The sequence below is a fragment of the Streptomyces sp. NBC_00209 genome (assembly GCF_045206345.1).
GTDB lineage: Bacteria > Actinomycetota > Actinomycetes > Streptomycetales > Streptomycetaceae > Streptomyces.
Genome location: NZ_CP108121.1, coordinates 1113686 through 1135926, shown reverse-complemented (window position 1 = coordinate 1135926; position 22241 = coordinate 1113686). Strand labels below are relative to the sequence as shown.

Below are 22241 nucleotides of genomic sequence, written 5' to 3'. Positions count from 1 at the left end.
GTCTCCGTTCAGGAATCGGAGTCCGCCACCGGTGCGGACTCCGTGATCCACACGGGTCCATCTCCACACATCACCTTGATTCCGTCCGCCGGCTGCAACGATGTCCTCAGAACTCGCAGACGACGGTCAGCCACCACGGCAACTGGGCCGGATCTTCCGGAGCTGCCGAACCTGACGGCGCGTACCTGGTTGTGGATATCTTCCCTGGCGGTGTTCCACTCGATCTGAGAGAACTCGGGTTCCATCCACCCCGCGTAGGTGGCCGACCTCTCCTCCTGCGGTGTACCAGGCGAACCGGCCACGACCAGCGAGAGCGCGCGGGGCAGAAGCCGCTCGATGAATCGGTCGACCTCTTCCCACAACAACTGGGGGGCGACATCGTCGCCCAACGCGATACCTGCCTCCTGCGCCAGAATCCCGCCGGAGTCGAATTCGCTCTCCATCCAGTGGATGCTGACGCCGATTTCCTTGTCGCCTTTCCTGATCGCCCAGTTGACCGGAATAGGGCCTCGGTACTTCGGCAGCATCGACGTATGCACGTTGATGGCACCCAAGTTCGTCGACCGGAGTACCGCCGACGGTAGCTTCCAGGGGAAGCCGTAGCAGACGATGAGATCAGCCTGGTATCCCGCGATGATGTGCGGCAACATGCTCTTCCGGCCCGGAATCAGCAGATCCATCCCGTTCGGCAGGGCGTCGACGATCTCGCCCACGGCATCGCCAGCACCGCGTCGCGACGGCTCGCCCGGCCGCAGCGACCGAGCGTGCAGGTAAGCGACGGGCGTGTGCCCGGCCCGCTCGCACACGCGGTGCAGGAGGGCGAAGCCCTGCGCGGAGAATGAAATCAGAATAATGCGCATTTATAGCCCTTATACTGCGGCAGGCTTCCGGCCGAAACTCTTATGCCCATCCCGGACTCTCCATCGCGCTCGGGGCGGGATTGCTCGGCTCTACTCCTCGGTCACGGTCGGCGGAGGCAGTTGGGCGATCCGGCGAGTGAAGAAGTCGTCCATCGGCTCAGCAGCCCGGTGCATCTCCTGGATCGTCTTCCGCCATCGGGAGATGTCGCGTGGATCGTCGAAGCGGATACCGCCGGCGAGTTTCCCGTCGTCGTCATAAAGCACCTCGTACATCACCGAGGAGCCGAGGACCACGACCTCTGGAAGCGGATGCTGAGCTTCGTACCGGAGGATGCCGTCCCCGCTGAGGACTCTCGTGTCCTCCCCGCACTGGGCCTTCAGGTTCAGCAGGTGGAGCTCCCACTGGAGGTACGGAGCGATGGGCTCCTCCACACAGCGGACACGGTGGAGGGCGAATCCGCTTCCGGCGATTCGCCGGAGGTACTCCTCGTAGTGCCCCCGCTGTTCCTCGATCAGCGCCAGGGCCTCATCCCAGAGCCCTTTGCGGAAGGCATCCCAGCTCTCCACCCCGGGCTCCTGGAAGATCTGCTGACGTTCGAGCTTCCAGAACCCCTCGGAGCCGGAACGCCAGAAATGGCGACCGAAGTCCTCGGAGTAGTCGTCAAGCCCGAGGCGCTGACCCGGGCCGTCGGCCTGTGAGCTAAGCATCAGGAAGGTCTACCTTCGCCGCAGCGGCTGTTCTGCGGGGGATCACGACGATTCGTTCATCCGGGGCGACAACAAGCCCTGGGGGCAGGATCGGCAGGTAGGAATCGGTGAGGTCGCGGCCAACGACGGCGATGTCCCCGTTCTCCAGTTCCCAGATGTCCGGGCACCCCTGCTCGCCGCCCGTGGTCCCGAGCGCGGTGGGGGATTTACCCAGGCGGCGCACCAGCGGCGAAGAGGGATCGGCTTCCCAGCCCCGAATCATCACGGTTCTCCATTCAGTCCCCCCGAAGGTAACCTAGATCACATCTGACGCAACGTCGGGCAGAGACTTCCAGCCATCCGAACACAACGGCTCGTCCCCCTGCATCGACCGACAGTCGGGCGGATCACGGCGAAGTCGGCCGGGATGGACCGGCAGGAACGACTGGACTCATGCCCGGCCGACCGTGACAGCGCTTCACGAATATGCACTGCTGTCCCGTCGGTCCCCGCGAGTCTTGTAGCCAAGCGCAAGTGGGGCGTCTCAGCTATGGCGTTGACCTATCAATTGCACAAGCTCGGGTTGCTCTCGGAGTGGCGCTATACGCAGACCGTCAAAGAGCTTGCACATCGGGAGTACCGCCGCGGTGGGGTTTACCCGCGTTTGGGGACATCTCTTGAGGGTCAGATCGTGGGATCTGGCATGGAGGTGTCGTGGTGGGTACAGCCCGGTAGTCGGAAGAGTTCAAGCAGGATGCGGTCAAGCTGGGGGCCTCCACCGGCCGGTCCATCAACTCGGTGGCCAAGAACCTCGGCGTCAACACCGAGTCCCTGCGGAAGTGGGTACGTGGGGCTGAGTCCGCCCAGGCCGGCATGGGCGGTGAGCCGATGACCGCGGTGGAGCATGAGGAGCTGAAGCGGCTGCGCAAGCAGGTGCGTGAGCTGGAGAAGGAGATCCTGAAGAAGGCGGCGCAGTATTTTGCGAAGGAGATGGGTCGATGACCGGCCGCTGGGGGTTCATCTCCGACCACCACATGGAGTAAGGCATACAGCGGCTGTGCAGAATCTTCGGCGTCTCCGGCTCTGGTTTCTACCGCCGGGCCCGCCCGGGCGGCCAGGGCGGCGGCCGAGGCAGCGCTGACCGAACAGATCCGTGGCATTCACACCGGGACCAAGGGCGCCTACGGCCTCCCGAGGATCACGCGTGAGTTGCGGGAGTCGGGTCCGGTGGTGAATCACAAGCGGGTCGCGAGGCTGATGAGGGCCGCCGGCATCACCGGCCGCCACCTGCGTAGGGGGAAGCGGACCACCGTGCAGGACGCGCGGGCGCCCAAGGCGCCGGACCTCGTGGGGCGCGATTTCACCGCGCCCAGGACCGATGTCCGTTGGTGCGGCGACATCACATACCTGCCGGTCGGAAATGACTGGATGTATCTGGCAACAGTCATCGACATGCACTCGCGACGGGTGGTCGGCTGGTCCATGGCGGAGCACATGAGGACCGATCTGGTCATGGGTGCCGTGGTCCGAGTGGAATACCACGCCGTCGACGGATCCGCCACGGGTGACCTCGGCAATGGCGCGTTTGGTGTTCGCCGTGTTCCTCATGCCGCAACCTCCGGCGATTTGAGATACGTGGTGCGGACGTTGACGAGATGAGCGTGGGCCTCGCGCAAGGAGCCCACCTGCTTCTGCAGGTGGCTGATGACCATTTCCAACGTGTCCGGATCGAGGTACTCGATGTAGTGGTCGTCGAATGCCTCGATGGAGACGAACGGCAGCCGCTCCGAGGGCCGTCCCGAGTAGGGCCGGGACTGTATGCTCCAGCTGAGGAAGCGGAAGTCCTCAGGGCGGCCCGTGTCGCACAGCGGGCCGTAGAGGGGCAGCTCGCCAGCGGTGCCGGGGATGTTGCAGTAGATGTCGTGCGGGTGCTCGGGCCTGTCGCTGTTCGCCTCGTGGTCGATCGTGCAACCGGGCATGCAGTTCGCGGTCACATTTTCACCGTTGATGGAGTTAGTGAAGGTGAACGTGCGTCCGACAGCGGGCGCTCCCATGGCAGGCGCACCGTCTGACAGGGCTGCTGCGGGGACGGGTTGGAGCCGGGTGGTTGGGCCGGTGCTACCGAGAGGATGGGTGGTGTGGTCCTCGGGACCGCCGTTGTCGGTGGCCGTTGGTATGCCTTCCATGCTCTTTCTCCTTCATTACAGGAGTCGGGCTATGGCCTTACTTCCGGTGTTGCACCCACCGGCCAAGGCCTCTTGCCTTGGTGATACGCGTCCTGTGGAAACCGGGGCAAGAGCGCTCTCCCGTTCGAGGGGTCCAGGTTAGGTTTCGGACCAGTTCGCGGTAGGCGGTGCGTACAATGCGCCGCTTCGGTTGGCGGGTGACTGCCCGAGCAAGTCTCGTCGGGCGGTGCCGGTGCGGAACCGCAGGGTTCTCGCCCAAGCCGCCCGCAACCGACCAACCAGACGGAGCGCGACGCAGAGGGACGGCTGGGGCATCGGCTCGAAGACTCCAGCTGACTCGTCCCGCCAACGACCTCTCGGTTCAGCATCACGCGAAGCAGAGCCTTGTAGGACGGTCATGAGGCACAACCTTTGCGCCTTCCGCCGGACACGCCTTCGTCTTTCTCTATCGGGAGATATAGGGGCTCGGTGCCCCGTGCCAGCTGATGCGGAGGGTGTCTCGGGCGCGGGTGGCGGCGACGAAGAGGAGGGAGCGGGCCTTGCGTTCCTCGCGGGCGTAGCGCTGGGGGTCGGATTCGCGGTAGCGGTCGATGACTGCGGTGCGGGGGATGACACCGTCGCGGGCGCCGACGATGGCGAGCTTCTGGTATTCGAGGCCCTTGAAGCGGTGCATGGTGCCGACGTGGACTTCGCCGTCGCCCTTGACACCGTCTTTGGTGAGTTCGGCTACGGTGATGCCGGCCTCGGTGGCGAGGTAGTACATGACCTGGTTGACGGAGTCGCGGTCGGCGACGCAGACGGCGATGTTGCCGCGGGGGTCGCGGCGCGGGTTGTTGCCGTCGCCAGAGGTGAGTTCCTCGCGCCAGGCGTGGAGAGTGGCGGCGAGTTGGGTGAGTTCGTCGTCCCAGGTGTCGCAGGGGGCGAGTTCAGGGACGGGGCCGCGAAGGACGGACCGGTAGCCGGCGAGGGTGTCGGTGCCGTCGTCGAGGTCGTCGTAGGAGGGGGCGTTGCCCGTGCCGTCGACGACCTGCATCGCGCGGGCGAGGATCTCCTTGGTGGTGCGGTAGCTGAGGGTGAGGCGGGAGGAGCGGCCCCGAATGTTGACGCCGACGGTGCCGAGAGTGACCTGCTGGTCGTAGATGCGCTGATAGGTGTCGCCGGCGATGAACATGTCGTCGGGGCCGGGGGCGACCATGGCGCGGAGCATCTTCCAGTGAGCGGGGCGCAGATCCTGGGCCTCATCGACGACGACGTGCTGGTAGCGGTGGGCGATGTAGCGCATGCCGGAGCTGTCGTCGCGGTGGATGAGGTCCTTGCCGCCGACCTCGTCCTTACGGTCCTGCCTGGCCTTGATCTTGGCGGCGCGTTCCATCTCGAAGCGGGCCGCTCGTTCGGCGGCCTGGCCCCAGGTTTCGCGGTTCTCCTTGTCGAGGCGGGCGGTGAACTGCTCGAGGATCTTCCAGATCTGGGCGCGTTCGGGGCGGCTGACGGACCGGCCGCGGCCTGCGCGGCGGGCGTCGAAGTACGCCTTGCGGTTGCCGAGCGACTGGCCGAGGATCACCTGTTCCCATTCCTCGTAGAGGAACTCGGGCTCCCAGCGCTTCTCGTCGAGTTCGAACAGGAGGTGCTGGAGGATGCCGATCGCGACGCTGTCGTAGATGCGCTGCTTGCCGGTGCCGCTGAGTGAGTTCTCGTTGAGGACGCGGGCCGCGAGCTTGTCGATGTTGGTGATCTCGACGCGGGCGACGAGGTCGGGTTCGAGGAGGGAGGAGAGGCGCGCGCGGAGGTCGACGGTGAGGTTGGTGGTGAAGGTGGTGAGCAGGATGGGCTTGTTGTGGCCGGGAGGGAGCTGCTTGGCCAGGTGCTTGACCCGGTGGAGAGCGACGATCGTCTTGCCGGTTCCGGGGCCGCCGGAGACCCGGGCGGGACCGTTGTAACGGCGGGCGACGAGTTTGGCTTGGGCAGGGTGGAGGAAGACCTTCCAGGCCCGGAAGTCGCCTTCCTCCAGTACGACGCGGAGGTCATCGTCGATGGTGGTGACGGTGGTGCGGGCCAGCGCCGCGCCGAGGTCGTCACGTTCGGTGTCGGCGAGTTTGACCTCGACGGGGGCCGTGATCTCGCGCCGGACCTCGTCGATGGACATCCCGGCGGCCAGGCCGTAGAGGATGTCCTTGGTCAGGAGCGGGGCGCCGGAGACCAGTTGGTCGAGCTCGCCGCTCTCGGTGACGGCGAGTGCGAGGTCGATGAGCTGTGCGGCGACACCAAGCGACCGCAGGTCCTCGCCAGTGATCCCGGAGAGGAGCGGTGCGGAGGGCTCTACGGCGACCGACTCGCGAACCTCAGGGGCCGGCGCCGGCTGCTGGAGCTTGGCCTCGGGCGCCGGTTCGACCGGAGTGAGGGTGACACCGGCGCGCTGCAGCACACTCTGCCCGACGACGGACAGGTCGACGAACTCGATCTCACCGGTGACGCGGTTGATCGCGACGGAGAGTTCTTCGTAGACGTGCTTGCGGTGGCGTACCGCGACGACGAGCCACCGCTCCTGACCCTGTTCGTCCACGCCGGCCTTGGCGAGGAGGGCCCGGTAGGACTGGTCGATCTTCGCGCGGAAGACCCGTCCGTCGCCCTTGAGGGGCTTGAGGTCGAGGCCAGGGTGGTCGGGGTTCTGCCGGAATCGGTGGCAGAAGTCGTAGAACTTTCCCTTGACCGAGCGGTCGAGCTTGTACAGCTCGTGTTCGGCCTTCTCGTACAGGCTGAGCCGGGCGGTCATCAGGAGTCGGAGCCTTCCGTGTCGGGGAGGAGTGTCAGGAGGGTGTCGAGGTGGTTGAGCCAGTCGGTGGCGGTACGTACGGTCCAACCGTCGGCGGCGTACGCCTCGTCGCGTTTGCGGCGCTCTTCTTCGGCTTGCGATCCGTGTGTGTCCGGCGCCACGACGACGGCGATCTTGATTTGGGAGTCGTCCCAGGCGAAGTCCGTCTGCCAGCCGCGTTCGCCCAGTTCGTAACCGAAGACAGGCGCCTTCTTGCCGTTGGCGGCGATCTTCTTGGCCAGCCGGGTGAGGTCGGAGTCCGGTTCGTCCTCTTCCAGGAGCTCGAGGATGTCCTCGTCCCAGGTCCGGTCCCGCAGGACGCCGGCGACCATCTTCTCCAGGAAGGACTCCTCCGTCGAATCGGCGTCGGCCGCACCAGCGAGCACCGCGGTGCGGCTGTCCACCACCGAACTCACCTCGTCGGCAGCGGGGCTCCGCTGGACGATCAGAGATTCGAGTTCGCCGATGCCGCCGCCGATGGTGAGGACCTCCACCGGGTAGTCGGCGGCCTGGCCGCTCGCAAGCTGGATGCCGTCGCCGCCGGTGAAGGCCAGGAACTGCAGCAGGTTCGACCAGTACAGCCAGGACCGCCACATCAGCTTGTGTTCGGTGGTGCCCAGGTTCTCGGTGCGGTCGTCGAGTACGGCGATGGCACTCCAACCCGGCTCCTGGCCGGAGGCGTCCACGATGTAGATCAGCGGCAGCCCGCTTTCGTCCACGGCGTGCAGGACGAGGATCTCTCCGTCACCTTCCCCGGCTTCCGGCCCCGGCTCCTGACCGCGGCCGAGGGCGGTGAGAGCGGCCCGTACGGCTTCGCGTGCCTGGCCCCGGTCGGCCTGCTGTACGAGTGGCTCCGGCGTGCTCATCAACCCGCCGACCAGCGCCTTGGCCCGCCGCCCCCATGCGGTACGGGAGGGCTGGCGCAGATAGGCGAGGAGCGTGTCGATGGGGTTGGCGAACACAGCGGCCGAGTAGTGGGCGCGGTCGCCGCCCAGCTCCTCATACCACTCCTTGGCGGTGTCCTGGCTGATGCGCCGATAAGGCGGCCACACCGGCTGTGCCTTGGCGGCGTCGCCCTTTTCGAAGAGCTCCAGGTCGTCCCAGGTGATCTGGAAGACGATGTGTCCGTCGGCCCGCAGCTGGTTGCGCTTGGTGCAGTCGGGCGCGATCCGGTTGTGCTTGCGGCTTGCGTGGTACCTGTGCCCGTCGAGGTAGACGGTGACGAGTCGGCGGGGGCCGTCGGTGGATTCAAAGGTGAAGTCGGTGCGGGTGTGCTCCATACTGCGCTGGGCGGTGAGCCGCCAGCCGGTCGAGCGTACGGACTCGGTATCGGCGGCCTCTCCCGCACCGGCCGGTGGACCGGTGAAGCGGAGGTATCCGCTGTTCGTTCCACTCTCGTCGAGTGCGGCGTCGTCCTGGTTCTCGCTCCACTTGCGTAGGGCGGCCAGGAAGCGGGCCTCCAGGTCGGACTCGACCTGCTTGTCCAGGCCGATCAGTTCGGTGGACGCCACCTTGGTGACCGCCCACCCGTCGACGGGGTTACCGTCGGCGCCGCGCAGCGGCTCGCCGTTCTCGTCGACCGGGCCGAGGAGGTCACCGAGGATCTCCAGGGCCTCGTGGCGTGAGACGACGTCCTGGTGGCGTTCCTCGGTGTAGCGGTGTAGGCATCGGTGGCAGGCCCGCAGGCTCTCGTCCTGACAGGGGCATTCGAGGAGCGCGGCACGAGCCTTGAGGAGCATTTCCTTGAAGTCGCCGGGGTCGGTCAGCCGGTCCAAATATCCGGTGCCGCCGGGGAGCCGGTCGAAGAGCACCAGGAAGTGGCGCTTCTCGCCGGTGGCCTGGTCGGGCATCCGGGCCAGCGTGGTGTCCAGGTGCGCGGGGTCGCCGCCGAACTGCCGATCGACGCCGAGCCGCAGTGCAGCCTTGAAGGAGTAGATTTTCTCCTCGACGAGCACGGTGGCCGCAGGAAGGAGTACCCGCAGCGCCTCGGTGTTCAGCTGGTGGGCGAGGAGCACCGGCTGCTGGGGCACAGCAGCGGCCTTCTTCCCACGCCGCAGCGGGCACCACGGCTGGTGGTGCTTCACCTTCGGATTGCGGGCGGCAGAGGAGTCCAAGGCGTCGGTGGCGTGGTCGAAGACCGGTTTGCCGTCGGCGGTCGCCGCCCCACACGCGGTACACACGTGGAACGGGGCGATGCGGACGTCCTGCCCGGCGAGCTCGTCCTCGCTCTGGCTGTCGAACCGCATGGGACCGACGTTGATGCGGCGAATCACGGCCTTGCGGCAGTAGTCGACGCCGAAGGTGTGGTGGGCGTGCCGCCAGGAAGCGCCGTGCTTGATCTCCTCCCGGGGGATGTCCACCGCGTCGATGACGGTGTAGTAGCGCTGTTCCCGGTCGTCCTTGTCGTCGCCGATACGGGCGTCCTCGCGCTTGTCGCGGGAGGTGACGGTCGTGGGCTCGATGACCTGGTGCAGGCAGGAACCGTCGTCCGCGATCCCGGCGCTGCCGCAGCGCGTGCATGGCGAGCGGTCGTCCATGGCGTCCTCGGTACGGACGTAGCCGCACTCCTGGCAGAAGCGCCAGGCATTCCAGTCCGGCTGAGAGGGGCTGCCGATGTCGATGCCGGTGATCTCGTGCTTGTAGCCGTTGACGTAGAACGTATTGCCGGGAGCGAGTTCGGACAGGGCGTAGCGCCGGGGCCGGTCGTAGGAGCGGATCTTGGAGTCGAAGCGGTCCCGGCCGGTGTTCGGATCCATGCCGTCGACCCAATACAGCGTCGCGTTGAGGGTCGTGACGGAGTCGATGAGCGCGTAGTTAGGCAGCAGTCCGAGATCACACAGGGCCTGCTGGGCGGTGATGAGCCCGAGCTTACTCAGGCGCTTGCCGAGCGCCCGGTGTTCGGCGTCGAGTTCGGCCTTACGGTCGCGCTGCTCGTCCTCGGTGTCGTGGAGTTCGTCGCGGGCCTCCGCGATGTACCGCAGTCGCCGCCGCAGCACTTCCTCGGCGTGGAGCCACTGTCGCTCGGCCCGCTCCACCGCGCTGCGCAGCCCGCGCCCGGCGAAGGCCCGCAGGTCGTCGGCGGCCTGTTCGTTGACACCGACGGGAAACAGGTCCAGGAACCCTTCGACCAGGTGCGAGGCGTCCGCGAGCGCCGCTTCGACGAGATCGGCGAGGTATCCGGACGGGCCGAAGAGGGCCGGGGCGTCCCGAACGACTGCGGGCAGCGGACGGCCGTCAGTGCGCGACAGCCGGCCCCGCGCGGCGAGGTCGAGGAGGTGTGCGAGGTACTGGCGGCGCAGGATCTCGATGGCCGACAGGTGACTGCCCGGCGGCACGATCTGCCCGGCGATCATCTCGCGCGGCTGCTCCAGGTAGTACAGGTCTCGGCGGCTGCGGTCGGGGATGGTCAGCAGGAACGCGTTTCCGGTACGGCGACCGGCCCGGCCCACCTGCTGGGCGTAGTTGGCAGCGCGCCTGGGCAGCGCGGCGAGCACGACAGCCGACAGGTCGCCGATGTCGATGCCCATTTCGAGCGTCGGCGTGCAGGAGAGCACATTGGGATCCTTGAACCCGCTGCCGTCCTTGAACGCCGCCTCGACCCGCTCACGCTCCGGCCGGGTCAGCATGCCCGTGTGCTCAGCCGTGATGACCTGGTAGGTGCCCGCCTTCCGGTACAGCCTGCGGTAGTAGTCCTCGCGGTAGTTACGGTCCCGCTGGTGCTTGCCGAGCCCCTCGGGCCGGTCGCCCGCGATGAGATGGCCGGCGCGGCAGCGGTAGGACGGGCAGCGCTGCCCGTCCCACTGCGCGAGCAGGCCGGGGTGGACGGTCTGCTCCCAGAAGCAGTCCGGGCAGCGGACAAACGCCTCGTTCACCTCGGCGTCCTTCAACAGCTGCACGTCGACCGCGCCCGGCTTCAGACCGTAGACGCGCAGACTGCTGTCGGTCGGAGTGCGCACCGAGAGCAGGCCCGCCTCGACCAGCGCGGGCAGCAGCCGCGACCAGAACTCCGCGGCCTGCTCTCGCGGCAGCCCGAGCGTGCGCTGCGCCCACCGCTCGTACCAGGAGAGACGGCCGGTCGCGAAGTCGAACTCGCTCTTTGTCTTGGGTGCGCTGAGCAGGAACACCGGGGCCGCGATGCCCTTGGGGAAAGCGCGCATACCGGGAGGCCGCTTGCCCCAGATGTAGTACCGGCTGGTACCGGCCTCCGAGAGATACCCCTCCAGCCACTTGTGACCGATCGCGCCACGGGTCCGCAGCCGCTCCAGGAAGATCCGCAGGAACCCGAGGTAGCGGGCGTCGTCCTGCTCGATGATCGGCAGCCCGCCGCCGTGCCCGTACGGCTCGGTGTGCGCGGCTTTGACCAGGGCGATCGCGGCGGCGGGGTCCTCGATGCGCACGTGGGCGGCGGCGGTCCGGGTGAGTTCCAGGGTGCGGCCGTTGCGGGAGCGGAAGCCGAACTCCATCAGCGCCTCGAACGCGAAGCGCTCGCCGATCAGCTCCCAGGTCTTCTTGTCCCCGCCTCGCCCCTGACCGGACAGGAGCCGCTTGACGCCCTTGAAGTCGTGCAGGTCGGTGGGTACGACGGCGGCAAGGGTCTCGCGGTCGGTGGTCGCCGCGACCACGTCGGCGATCAGGTCGTGCAGCGCGGTCGGCGTCTCCTCCGACAGATGCTTCTTGAACAGTGCGCGCAGGGAGAAGGTGTACGAGCGGCTGGCCACGAAACCGGCCCGGTGCGCGGCATCCTGCACCGAGTCGTTGAACATCAGGGTCTTGTCCTCACCCTGCGCCCGGTCCATCTCGCCGCCGGTGAACAACTGGGTAACCGAGGCCGCGGCGAGGGCGGCAGCACCGGTACCGAGGAAGCGGATCGCGTTGTGCGAACCGCAGGCCGGGCACCAGTCGTCCTCAGCGGCGGTGGTCGCGGTGTCCCCGAGGTAGACGAGGACGAAGGTTGAGTCGGAGCCCGCCAATCGGGGCGCGCCGGTCTCTTGGTCGTAGTCCTCGACCGGATCGGGCAGCCGCAGGCGGCGCTTCGGCCCGTCCAGTACACGCAACTGCCCGGCGTTGGTGGCCGCGAGGGCGGTGCTGCCGCGGCCCGCACCGCGCCCGGCCTCGTCCATCGGGGCGGCACCGGAGCCCTCCTGGGCCTCCTTCTCGGTGGCCGCTATCAGGTTCCGTACCCGCATCTTGTCCTGGCTGACCGAGGCCCGCCGGATCTTGTGCGTGTCGACCTGTACGTCCGCGTCGTCGGTCTCCGGGGAGAACACCGCCCAGCCCGAACGCCCGCAGTCACGGCAGTAGACAGCGGGCAGAAACAGGTTCGCGGCCGCGCCCGCGGTCGCCGTCGTCACCGGGGCGGTACGGGCCGGCTGCTCGCCCGAGTGGTGGGCGGAACCGGCCGCGTCCCACTGGAACTCGGCCTTGGGCCACGGCAACACACCGCGCACGACCCGAGACACCGACCGCGCCCACTGATGCACTTCGACCTGCACGAAGGGCCGCGGCCGCTCGGGCGTGGAGGCCGGATCACGAGCCACCGAGAGCAGCGCCAGGAGCCGGGCGAGGGCGGACGCCGCCACCTCCGGCTGCCGGGTGATCGCCTGCCCCCAGGAGAACGCGCCCCGCCGCCACATCAGGTCCAGCACCTCGGGCACGGTCCGCACCTGCCCGTCCAGGGCATGCATCACCGCCGAGGTCAGCATGTGCTTTTTCAGCAGGCCACCGAGCACGTGCGGGTCGGTTTCGCGGGTGCCGGTGACGGCCTCGACGAGCGCCAGGAACTCCTCCTCGCCGAGTGAGGGGTCAGGGAGGGTGGCCAGCTCGTCCGGGACCGGGATCGGGAGCATCGGATCGAAGCCGCTCGGCGGCACGAACTCGTCCACCGTCTGCCGGTGCTCCCCGATGATCGAGGACACGTCGAACTCCGTACCGAACACCTGCGTCGCGACGTCGAGCAGCTGGCGGACCCCGTCCTGGTCCGTGCTGTCGGAAGCGAGCGTTGCCGAGGTCGCCACCGGGCAGATCCGCCCCAGCGGACGGCCCTTCTCCGCCACCCCGACCGCCGAGGCGAGGCGCCGCAGGAGCATCGCGACGTCCGTGCCCTGCGCACCGTCGTAGGTGTGGAACTCATCCACGACCACGTACCGGATATCCGCGTCCGCCCACAGCGGGGCGTCCTGGGCCCGCTGGAGCAGCAGGTCCAGCATCTTGTAGTTCGTGATCAGGATGTCGGGCGGCGAGATCTGCATGTCCGACCGGCGCGTATAGACCCGGTCGTAGTGCGTCGCCGCCTTGTCGCCGATGTAGAGCCCGGCCCGCACCTTCTTCAACGCCTCGTGCTCGCACAGGAGTTCGTTGATGCGCTGAGCCTGGTCGGTGGCGAGCGCGTTCATCGGGTAGAGGAGCACGGCCTTGACCCCGGAACGGCCGGCCGCCCGCTCGCGGGCGCAGTGGTCGAGTACGGGATAGAGGAACGACTCCGTCTTGCCGGAGCCGGTACCGGTCGTCACCAGCGTGGGCTTCGGCGTACGCCCGCCTGCCGAGGACAGCCGCTCGAAGGCTTTCGCCTGATGCGCGTATGGTGTCCAGCCGTCGGTCCGCCGCCAGTCCAGATACGTGGTCCATGACGCGTCGGCCGCGACGAAAGGCGTGCGCAGGCGGAGGAACGGACCCCGGAACATCCCGGAGTTCTCGTCCCCCAGGAACCGGTGCAGCGCCTGCCGCGCGCCCTCGTCGGTCAGCGCGTACGTGGTGGACAGGTACTGCAGCAAGCTCTCTTTGAGCCCCTGCGCCTCGAGCGTCGGCCTCACGGCTTGGGCACCTCCTGCGTGACCGGGTCCCACTTACCGGCCTCGACGGCGGCGTCGAGACGCTTCTGGAAGTAGGCGTGGGCCTCACGCATCTCGGTCTCGCGGTCGGCCTTGTAGAAGGGGGCGGTGTAGCCGTCGGGGACGGGGGCGTGCTCAGGGTCGGCCTGGTACGCCTCGAACTGGGTCCACGAATCCTTCGTCTGACGCTGCCCGATCGTTCGGGCGTAACTCGCCAGCTTCCAGCCCTCGGCGTCGAACCAGCTTGCTGCCTCGTACTTCTGGAGTACGGGGAAGCGGCCCCGGTAGGCGGCGATCAGGGCGTCGGCGTCCATGCCGAGCCAGACGGCGACGAGGGCGTCGATCTCGACGAGAGCCGAGCGACGGGCGCGCTCGGAACGGAGAGGAGTATCCGAATTCCAGGTCGCGTTGACTTCGTGGAGCGGGGGAAGGTCATTCCATACGCGTGCCCAGGGTTCGTACGCCGCCCACGTGGGGTCGTAGAGCTCCGCCCACAACGGTGCGTAGGCACGCGTGAGGCAGTTGAGGCGGAGAGTGCGAAGGAGGAGGGACGACGCCAAGGGATGGCCGGGCACTGGGGAGGGCATAGCTTTTGCGCCAGCAATGCGGAGATCTCCACGGCCGGTTGCGCGCAAAAAATAGTCCAGCGGTACTGAGGCCCAAAAACCTGCTACCAGTGCAGTCATACGGGATTCAGGCATGGCTAGGCTATGGACAGCATCGACGTGTGCAGTGCCCGGAGGAACCAGTGCGGGGTACAAGGCCCGCTCGCTATTTGGCGAGACCATCCTCCGCCAGGCAAGCCGAGGGAAAATCGTGCACCTTCGCCGCGCCCGATCCACGAGAAGCGCGTCCACCTTCTCTGGGTCCGCCTTCGTCTCGGGTACGTCATACGCACGGGCGACCTGCTGACGTGCCCGTGCCACAGCCTTCTCATCAGCCCGGAGTCGTGCGAGCGCCCGGTGATCGATCCAGCGGTCCTGCGCCGCGAGGTACTCCTGGGACTGTCCCTCGGCCCGTACGTATGCGGTGTCTGGCACGAAGTCCACGGCAAGATTCATCAGGTCCGCGCCGTAGGCGTCGTTGCTGTTGGCGTCATGACGTTTGAACACCGGGGTGGCGACACTCAGCTGGGGGCCCTTGAGGATGACGTGTCGCCAGCGATCGGGCTGGTACGGGTTCCCTGTGGTGCTGTCGGGACGGTTGTAGTCGATCAGGTTGTCCTTCTTCGCCCCGCTCTCGTGGTACCCGGGAGAGATCTGTGGTGCGAAAGCGCCCAACCGCACCGGGTAGTCGGCCAGCGCGCTGATGGCCGAAGCTTCCCCGGTGCTGACCGGGAAGAGGAGACGCGCCTGCTGTACGGGCTGCTGACCTTCGTCGTCGAGCAGGCGCTGCCACACAGCGAGCAGGTCTTCATCGACATGTACGACGCGAGCCTTGTGCGGACGTTCATCGAACTCGGCGTTCTTGTATCGAACTCCGGGTACGTCGCCCGAACCGTCATGGTCGGACGAGTACCGCAGGGCGTCTGCAGACACCAGCCAGGAGAGATGGTCGAAGCCGATCTCCTTGACGTCGCCGTAGATGTTCACGCCGAAATGTGTGCCGTCGCCAACAGGACGGGGAAAGAATCGCTGCCCGGAGTTGACGAAGTCGCCGTGAATCCGAAGTCGCCGGTACGCAGCCTCGCGGAGCGCCCCCTCCTTGTCACCCGTGAAGTGGGTGTCGGAATGCAGGAACCCCGTGGTGCCTGCGGCAGCGTTGTGACCCCACGCTTGGCACATGAAGGCTCTGTAGAGGTCCGGCTGGGTCCCCGTTAGCAACGGATACACCTGTGGGGAACCGAAGAAGCCGACCTGGGCGACGACGTCCGTGATCTCGTCCTGCACATACTGCTTGATTCGTGGCGCACCGAGCAGTTCCGAGCGACGCTTGTCCTTTGCGGATGTGGACGCCCGTTCCTCCAGCGCGAACCAAGGCTCGTGCTCTGCGAGAACCCCGGCCTCGTCCCAACGGGGACGCACCCACGGCGGGTTGCCGACCTGGAGGTCGAACCCGCCGCCTTGAGCGAAGACGAGCGCGTACTCAAGTTCCCAGTGCAAGAACCCCTGGTCCTCGGCGATGTCACGGACCGCACCCATCCAGGGAAAGCGCGCTTCCGGCTCCCGCTGGTCCATGTCCATCTCGGTCTCTTCCTGAATGAGCTGCTCGTAGTCGCTGAGCTCCTCCAGGGTGTTGAGGGACCCGATGAGCGACCCGGCGTCCGGGACCGGTCCACGGCCGAGCATGGCTTCCAGGAAGTCCAGCCAGTCGTCGAGGTCCTTCAGCGCGATGAGCGGGCGGCGAGTGGGGCGGGAGAGATCAAGGGCAGGCCGCTTCCTGGTCTTCGCCGTCGTCTTCGACGGGCCGACCTCCTTGACCTCCACGTGGACCACACCGTCGGAGGACGCCTCGATGTCGGACATCGAGATCTGGTCGCCCTCCATAGCGAAGAGCATGGTGTTCTCCACGAAGCGGGGTGCGCTCGAGGGCATGGGAGGGGACGGAGGCGGGGTCTCCCCGGCCTCAGCCGCCGGCGCGGCCTCGACGGGCGGCACCGCACCACCCAGCGGCACCACCGTCGCGGTCATCGCCTCGATCAGATCGCCGATACTGCCTGCGCCCTCACTCCCCACCACCGGCGCACCGGCATACACGTCGTCCGCCCCGTCGAGCAGCCCCGCCTTCCCCACCGGCCAGAACCACAGCGCGCACCACGCGTCCATGACGCGCTTGAGCCGCCAGTACGGGGTTCCCGCCGCGCGGAACAAATCCGCGTACACCTTCTCCTTCGACATCCGGACGACGGCGGCATCCGAACTACCCCCATCGCCCTCGGACCGCCGCAGGAAGGCGAACTCCTCGTCCTTCGTGTCCGCGCCCCACACGTCGATGCTGCGGGCGATCTCCCGCTCCGACAGCTCCATCCGCTTCACGACCAGCGACCATAGGAACTCCGCCCGCCGCGCCGCGTCCCGCAGCCGCGTGTACTGCGAGGCCGCCTCGTCGCCGGACTTGCGGTCGAGGATTGGCTCGCCGGTCTTCTTGTTCAGCCGCCGTGCCGGCGTCTTCAGGATCCCCTTCTTCCACTCCGCGAGATCCTTCACCCCGCCCTCGGCCAGCTGCACGAGCAGCTTCTTCGCGTCGCCGCTCGCACCCGTGACCGCTGCCCACCCCGGTGTCGGCAATAGGAACTGGTGCACCGCCCCGTCCGGCAGCGGCTGCTCGGCCCCGTCCTTCAGGAACGGCAGCGGTTCCGGCGCGAGCGGCTTGGCGTTGAGCCAGGGGGCCTTGCCCTTCAGCGGGGCCACGTCCCCCGCCGCGTACACGGCCCGCCGCCCGCCGACCAGCGAGTTGCCGCGCCGCAGGTGCAGCCCGAACCATGGCGCCCGCATCCCGGGATGCATGGTGTTCAGCCACATCGAGACCTCGGCCAGCTCGACGCCGGTTGCGTTGAGGTCCACGCCGTAGGCGTTGTGCAGGGCGATGTACGCCTTGGCCTTCTGCTTCTCCGTCAGCGCGTCGCCCGTCGGCACAGACACACCCAGCTCGTCCTGCCGGCGCCGCAGGTACTCCTCGGCGACCTGGTTGATCGCCTCGTTGAGGAACGCCCCCGACCCCAGCGCGGGCTCACAGATCCGGTACTTGAGCAGCTCCGAGGCGCGTGTCTTCACGACGTTTCCGTCGGCGTCGCGTTCTTGGTCGAGCCGGTGCTTGAGCGCCAGCTCGACGGTGACCTTCGTCAACGACTCGGGCGTGTAGTACGAGGCGGACGTCTCCCGGTCACGGCCGGCCAGGCGGTACACGAACCGGCCCGGCGGGTACTTCTTCGGGCCGCGCAGCCCCTTCACCGCGTCCCGCTCGTCGTACGTCACCCAGGTGTTCTCGGGATACTCCTTGAGCCGCTGCGAGGGCACCAGCCAGGAGCCCTTCGCCGGGTCGCCGCCCTTGGCGACCTCGCACAGCTCTTCCTCGGCGATGATGCCGGTGTACGACATCAGCCCCTCGTAGACGGCCCCGAGCTGGTTGATGCCCAGATTGCGGTAGGAGATAAAGCCCGCTCGGCCCCCGGCCCGTTCGGCCTTCTTCAGGGTCAGCAGACGCAGCACCTCGTGCAGGGCGCTGTTGCGCGGACGCAGGTCCAGCCAGCGTGGCTCGTTGTCCTCGTCGCTGCGCGGGTCGCGGGTCTCGTTGCCGATGAGGCGGACGGAGTCACGCTCGAAGAGCTCGCTGCGCAAGGGCTCGAAGCGCAGTCCGCGGTCCTCGCTCCGGTACTTCGCCTTTCGACGACGGGTGTCCTCGTCGTCGCCGGGCAGGGCGTCGTTCGACTCGGTGCCATAGGGCCGGTAGCCGTTGTTGACCTTCTTGAAGAGGACGTCCAGCGAGGCGTGTAGATGGAATCCGTTACGAGCCGTCTCCTCGGTCAACAGCTCGTCGCGCTCCACCAGTTCCCGCAGGCGGGCCATCGAGTAGCCGGCCTCGTAGGAGCCGTCGTCTGCGGGCAGGATGCCCAGTTCGGGACGGGCCTCGGCGTACAGCAAGAACAAAATGCGGTAGAGGTAGCGCAGCGACTCCCGGGTGAGCTGCCGGGCGAGCGTCAGGTCCGGGCGCTCGATGTCGCGCGGGTCGAGTCCGGAGTCCTCCAGGCGTTCCAGGACCGCGTTGGCGATGATCTCGACGGACTTCTGGAGTCCTTCGCGAAGCTCTCCGGAGACGCCGACCGCGTTGTCGCGGGACGCCTTGACCAGCGCGTCGATGGCCGGCGGTTTGCCGTCCTCGGCCGGTGCGAGTACGTCGTAGCTGAACAGGCCCGCGATCGTGGCGAGTTCGCCGTGCTGGCGGCGATCGTTGCGCTCCAGGGCGGCGTCGAGGTTTGCGGAGAGGTAGCGGCCCTCGCCCCAGGCATGCCGGTCGGCGAGGACGATGACGCCGCCGCACAGGAGCAGTACGAACCGCGGGGCCGCGCCACCCTCCTCACCTAGCTCGCTCTGGAACAACCAGGTGGCGAGCGCCTGCCCGGTCTCGTAACTCTCACCGCTGCCCGCCCGCAGCGGGTGGAGCAGGCGGCCGTACCCGTCCGCGTCGAGCGCCGTGTCGTTGCTCGCCGACCAGCCGCAGTCCAGGGCTACGATGCCGTCGCTGTGCCAGGCCACGGCCACCTCGTGCTCGCGCCCGGCGCGGTGCACGATCAGGGTCCGTGCCGCGGGTTCCGCTGAGACAAAGGGGAAGCCGAGCGCAACGAGGACCTGCCGGTGCCAGTCTTGAACGCGCTCGCACCACTCCGCGTCCCCGTAGGTGTTGAGGCGGGCCTCGAAGGCCGCGGCTTCCGGGTACTCGTCATCCTGCTCGTCGGCCTTGGCCTGCTCGGCGAAGAAGCCGCGGTACTTCTCGTCCAGGTACGTCGAGCGCAGTGCCCGTACCGACTCGCGCGGCGTGGGGCGCGGGTCGTGCTCGTCGCTCTCTCGGTTGGCCCAGGCGGCGAAAACGCCCTTCTTGAGGCCGTCGCCGAGCTGCTCGGCGAAGTAGAACGCGGACAGGTACTCGCCGCGGTTGGAGAAGGAGTCGAAGTCGGTACTCATCAGGCGATCGTCTCTCCGGCAGCAGGCGCAGCGGATACATCGGTGACGCCGGCAGGCGTCGCGGACAGCGGTTCAAGTACACCGAGCAGGCGCAGCATCGGCGCTCCGGAGGTCCGCAGCGACCGGATCATGGACTTGCGACGGCTCGCCGTGAGGTTCACGTCCTGCTTGGCCTTCTGCGAGCGGGTGGAGGCGGCGAAGAGTGCGTCCTGCTGCCACTGGGCGACCCGCTTCTCGTACGGGGCGAGCACCGCGTCGATCGCCTCCTTGTACTCCGCCGCCCGGTCGGTGAGGAACACGGTCGCCGCGTCGACGGCCGCCGGCACCAGCGTCTGGAGCCCCTCCCGGTCGGCGGGGGTGGCGCGTCCGGGCATCTTCGGGCCGACATTGCACGCGGCAAGGAAGGCATCATCGATGCGTAGAACGCGCGGTGCGGTGGGCAGGCCGACGACGGCCATCCACTCCACGACGGTAGGGCGGCCCACCGCGTTGGAGTAGATCCCCTGGACCAGATACACCGGACCAGCCAGGTCAGCCGGTAGCTGCTCGTCCAGCGTCCCGGCCGCTTCGAGATCGGGGGCGAAAGCGAGAACGAACGCCTCGTCGTGGCGCAGGGCGGCCAGAGCCTTGTCGGTCACCCAGTCCAGGACGGGATGGACGTCCGACACGTAACTGACGTTGGGCCACTGGCTCTCGGTGGTCTCCCGGGCGACCTCCAAACGCTTGGCCGCGAGCCCCTTGTCGAAGGTGAGCCGCAGCCGGCCCTCCTTCTTCGAGGTAGGCAGGATGCCCTGGTCGGTCAGGTACGACTTGGGCAGCGACTTCAGCCGGTACACCAGGTCCGGCGGCGGTTCGAAGGCGATCGTGCCGTCGTCCTCACGGCGGAGCTTGAGTACGTTCTCCGGCTTGTCGGGGAAGTACGTCTGGCGCAACGCCTCGTCGAAGTAGGCGGCCGTGGAACCTGCGGCGCCGAACAGGCTCGGTACCGTGGCCATGGGCACGTCGTCGGTCGGCTTCTTGGCACCGACATTGCCCATCAGCCGGCCGAGCATCGCCTTGGCACCGCCGCTGGACTTCTTGATGGACTCCTCGACCGTCCGCCCGGAGATCAAGTCTCGCGTGAGGCGGTCCTCTTCCTCCTTTGCCCGGTAGATACCGGTGACGGCCTCCGCCGAGCCCTCGATCCGGTGCGCCTCCTCCTCACGGGCCAGGAGCTTGGAGCCCACCAGGCGGTCGTCCAGATGCAGTGGCTCGCCCTTCTCATCCGTGCGCCACTTCACATCGCCGGTGAGGACCATGGCCCGGAACTGAGGGGCCTTGGTCTGTCCGTAACGGTCGATACGGCCGTTGCGCTGCTCGATGCGGATCAGCGACCACGGAAGGTCGTAATGAATCAACTGGTGGCACTGCTGGTGCAGGTTGACGCCTTCGGAGGCGACATCACCGGTGAACAGGATGCGGACCGGGTCGGTCTTCAGCCCGAACTTGGAGACGATGTCCTTCTGCTCGTCCTCATTGCTGGCCTCGCCGTGCATGACCTGGACCGCGCCGCCGTAGGCCAGCCAAGGCTTCGCCTCCGCCACGGACTCCTCCAGCTTGGTCCCGGCCCGGAAACCAAGCCTGGACGGGACCACTTCGGCGAGCCACTTCAAGGTGGGGATGCGCTCCGAGAAGACCACGACCCGCATGTCCGACCCGGGAACCACACCGATCTCCTTCAGCTCGCGCACCAGGGCATCGAGCTTCGCGGAGTCGTCGTCGCCAACGTCGGCAGCAAGGCGCTCAAGATTCACGATGGCCTCGCGCTCAATACGGCGCTCGGCCTCCCGGGCCGCCGGATCCTGCCCCCTTCTGACCTTGAGGGGAGCGTCCAGGACCTTCCGCCGCGCCGCGACCGAGTCCTGGAATGCCCGGTGCGAGGACAGGAACGACTTCAGCAGGTTGTAGGCCACCATCGTGTCCGCACACACCGAGGAAGCGGCCGGATCGCGCGGTGTCCACCGCGCGGCGAGCTCCGCCAGGACCGCCCGCTCCTTCGCCCCGGCCTCGCAGACCACCGGCCGGGACGGGCCGCGGTCGGCCCACTTGCCCTTGAGGGAGTCACGGACCTCGCGGTCGGTCTTGGTCCGCCGGATGTACAGGTGGCCGAGGTCCTTTACCTCGTACTCCGACGTGTTCGCGATCGCTGTCTTGTCCAGCATCCGGATCAGCTCGGCGAAGGACTCCGTCGCACCGTTGTGCGGGGTCGCGGAGGCGAGGATCAGCGCGTCGGTGTGATCGGCCAGGGCACGGGCGAGATCGTTGTTCTTGGTGCCCCGGTTGACCAGGTTGTGTGACTCGTCGATGACCACCGCGTCCCAGTGGGAGTTCTCCAGGTGGTGGGCGTAGACGTCGCTCTTCAAGGTGTCCACGGAGATGATCGCGCGCTTGAAATACGCGAACGGGTTGCGGCCGGCCGGGATGTCCCGCTGGATGCGCTGGATACCCGTGGAGTCCAGGCGCACCAACGGGATGGAGAAGCGGGTCCACAGCTCGCGCTGGAACTGCTCCAGGACATGCGCCGGAGTGACCACCAGGATGCGCTCGCCGCGCCCGCGGCGGATGAGCTCGGCGAGCAGGATGCCGATCTCCAGGGTCTTTCCCAGCCCCACCACGTCGGCGATCAGAACCCGCGGCTGCGGATTCTCCTTGGACAAGGCCAGCTCGGCGGGGCGCAGCTGGTGGGTCTGCTGGTCCATGAGGAAGTTGTCGGCCAGTGCGAGACCGTGCTCGGTCTGCGGGAGCGCGGTCTTGCGGATGACCGCCTCCAGGTAGAGGCGGGCCTTGCGGTGGTTCGGGGAGTCGTCCGGGACCAGGAGGGTTTTCTTCGGGTCGAGGGCCTCGATGTAGTCGAGCTTGTCGTAGAAGACGGCGTCGGTCCCGCGGACGAAGGAGGAGACTCCGGTCGCCTCGACCATCCAGTCCTCGTCACCCACCGGAGTGACGGTTTTGACCAGCCATTGCTCGTCCCGGACCCGGACCTGTGCCCCCGGCGCGTACTTGGCCCGGCGGGTCAGGGAGGCGGCACCTGTGGAGCCGGGAACGGCGGAGTCCACGGCTTCACCCGCAGTGTCCTCCGTGTCGAACGCGCCCTGACCGTCACCGGTCTCCGTCACGCTGGTCACGTACCGCTCCATTCCTTCATACCGCTGTTTCACATGCGCTCCGGAGAAGCCCGGAGGTGAGGAACGGCGACTCGATCATTCGCCGTTGTT

General features: G+C 67.5%; 9 protein-coding genes and 1 pseudogene. 2 read left to right on the top strand and 8 right to left on the bottom strand.

Annotation, left to right across the window (positions count from 1 at the left end):
- Window positions 1-8: 8 nt before the first annotated feature.
- From OG867_RS04970 to OG867_RS04960, 3 genes are all read right to left on the bottom strand, one after another.
- Window positions 9-860, bottom strand: a complete 852-nt coding sequence (locus tag OG867_RS04970) for a methionyl-tRNA formyltransferase (RefSeq protein WP_406283104.1) — start codon at window positions 858-860, stop codon at window positions 9-11.
- A gap of 90 nt (window positions 861-950) precedes the next feature.
- Window positions 951-1568: a DUF6879 family protein gene (locus OG867_RS04965; RefSeq protein ID WP_406283102.1), complete on the bottom strand. Its 618-nt coding sequence runs from the start codon at window positions 1566-1568 to the stop codon at window positions 951-953.
- Window positions 1561-1830: a hypothetical protein gene (locus OG867_RS04960; protein WP_406290767.1), complete on the bottom strand. Its 270-nt coding sequence runs from the start codon at window positions 1828-1830 to the stop codon at window positions 1561-1563. The genes OG867_RS04965 and OG867_RS04960 overlap by 8 nt, the downstream gene beginning before the upstream one ends.
- Before the next feature lie 464 nt (window positions 1831-2294).
- Here OG867_RS04960 and OG867_RS04955 point away from each other — a divergent pair.
- Together OG867_RS04955 and OG867_RS04950 are read left to right on the top strand one after the other, a co-directional pair.
- A pseudogene (locus tag OG867_RS04955) lies at window positions 2295-2549 on the top strand (transposase); the annotation flags it as partial.
- Window positions 2550-2630: 81 nt separating this feature from the next.
- Complete coding sequence (locus tag OG867_RS04950) at window positions 2631-3206, top strand: IS3 family transposase (protein WP_406290765.1); 576 nt, start codon at window positions 2631-2633, stop codon at window positions 3204-3206.
- On the opposite strand, the gene OG867_RS04945 is transcribed toward OG867_RS04950, so the two are convergent.
- The 5 genes from OG867_RS04945 to OG867_RS04925 form a co-directional block, all read right to left on the bottom strand.
- Complete coding sequence (locus OG867_RS04945) at window positions 3152-3733, bottom strand: DUF6907 domain-containing protein (RefSeq protein WP_406283100.1); 582 nt, start codon at window positions 3731-3733, stop codon at window positions 3152-3154. The genes OG867_RS04950 and OG867_RS04945 overlap by 55 nt on opposite strands.
- 445 nt (window positions 3734-4178) lie before the next feature.
- The gene (locus OG867_RS04940; RefSeq protein WP_406283098.1) at window positions 4179-6503 is read right to left on the bottom strand and encodes a UvrD-helicase domain-containing protein; all 2325 of its coding nucleotides are present in this window, start codon (window positions 6501-6503) and stop codon (window positions 4179-4181) included.
- Window positions 6503-13351 carry a DEAD/DEAH box helicase gene (locus OG867_RS04935; protein WP_406283096.1) on the bottom strand — a complete coding sequence of 2283 codons (6849 nt, stop codon included), beginning with the start codon at window positions 13349-13351 and terminating at the stop codon, window positions 6503-6505. The genes OG867_RS04940 and OG867_RS04935 overlap by 1 nt, the downstream gene beginning before the upstream one ends.
- Window positions 13348-18987, bottom strand: coding sequence for a hypothetical protein (locus tag OG867_RS04930; protein ID WP_406283094.1), 5640 nt, complete (start codon window positions 18985-18987; stop codon window positions 13348-13350). Before OG867_RS04930 ends, OG867_RS04935 begins: the two co-directional genes overlap by 4 nt.
- The gene (locus OG867_RS04925; protein ID WP_406283092.1) at window positions 18987-22151 is read right to left on the bottom strand and encodes an SNF2-related protein; all 3165 of its coding nucleotides are present in this window, start codon (window positions 22149-22151) and stop codon (window positions 18987-18989) included. Before OG867_RS04925 ends, OG867_RS04930 begins: the two co-directional genes overlap by 1 nt.
- Window positions 22152-22241 lie beyond the last annotated feature (90 nt).

Excerpts from the sequence above, each read along its gene's own strand:
- OG867_RS04970 (WP_406283104.1), bottom strand. The coding sequence starts at position 860 with ATGCGCATTATTCTGATTTCATTCTCCGCGCAGGGCTTCGCCCTCCTG.
- OG867_RS04965 (WP_406283102.1), bottom strand. The coding sequence starts at position 1,568 with ATGCTTAGCTCACAGGCCGACGGCCCGGGTCAGCGCCTCGGGCTTGAC.
- OG867_RS04960 (WP_406290767.1), bottom strand. The coding sequence starts at position 1,830 with ATGATTCGGGGCTGGGAAGCCGATCCCTCTTCGCCGCTGGTGCGCCGC.
- OG867_RS04945 (WP_406283100.1), bottom strand. The coding sequence starts at position 3,733 with ATGGAAGGCATACCAACGGCCACCGACAACGGCGGTCCCGAGGACCAC.
- OG867_RS04940 (WP_406283098.1), bottom strand. The coding sequence starts at position 6,503 with ATGACCGCCCGGCTCAGCCTGTACGAGAAGGCCGAACACGAGCTGTAC.
- OG867_RS04930 (WP_406283094.1), bottom strand. The coding sequence starts at position 18,987 with ATGAGTACCGACTTCGACTCCTTCTCCAACCGCGGCGAGTACCTGTCC.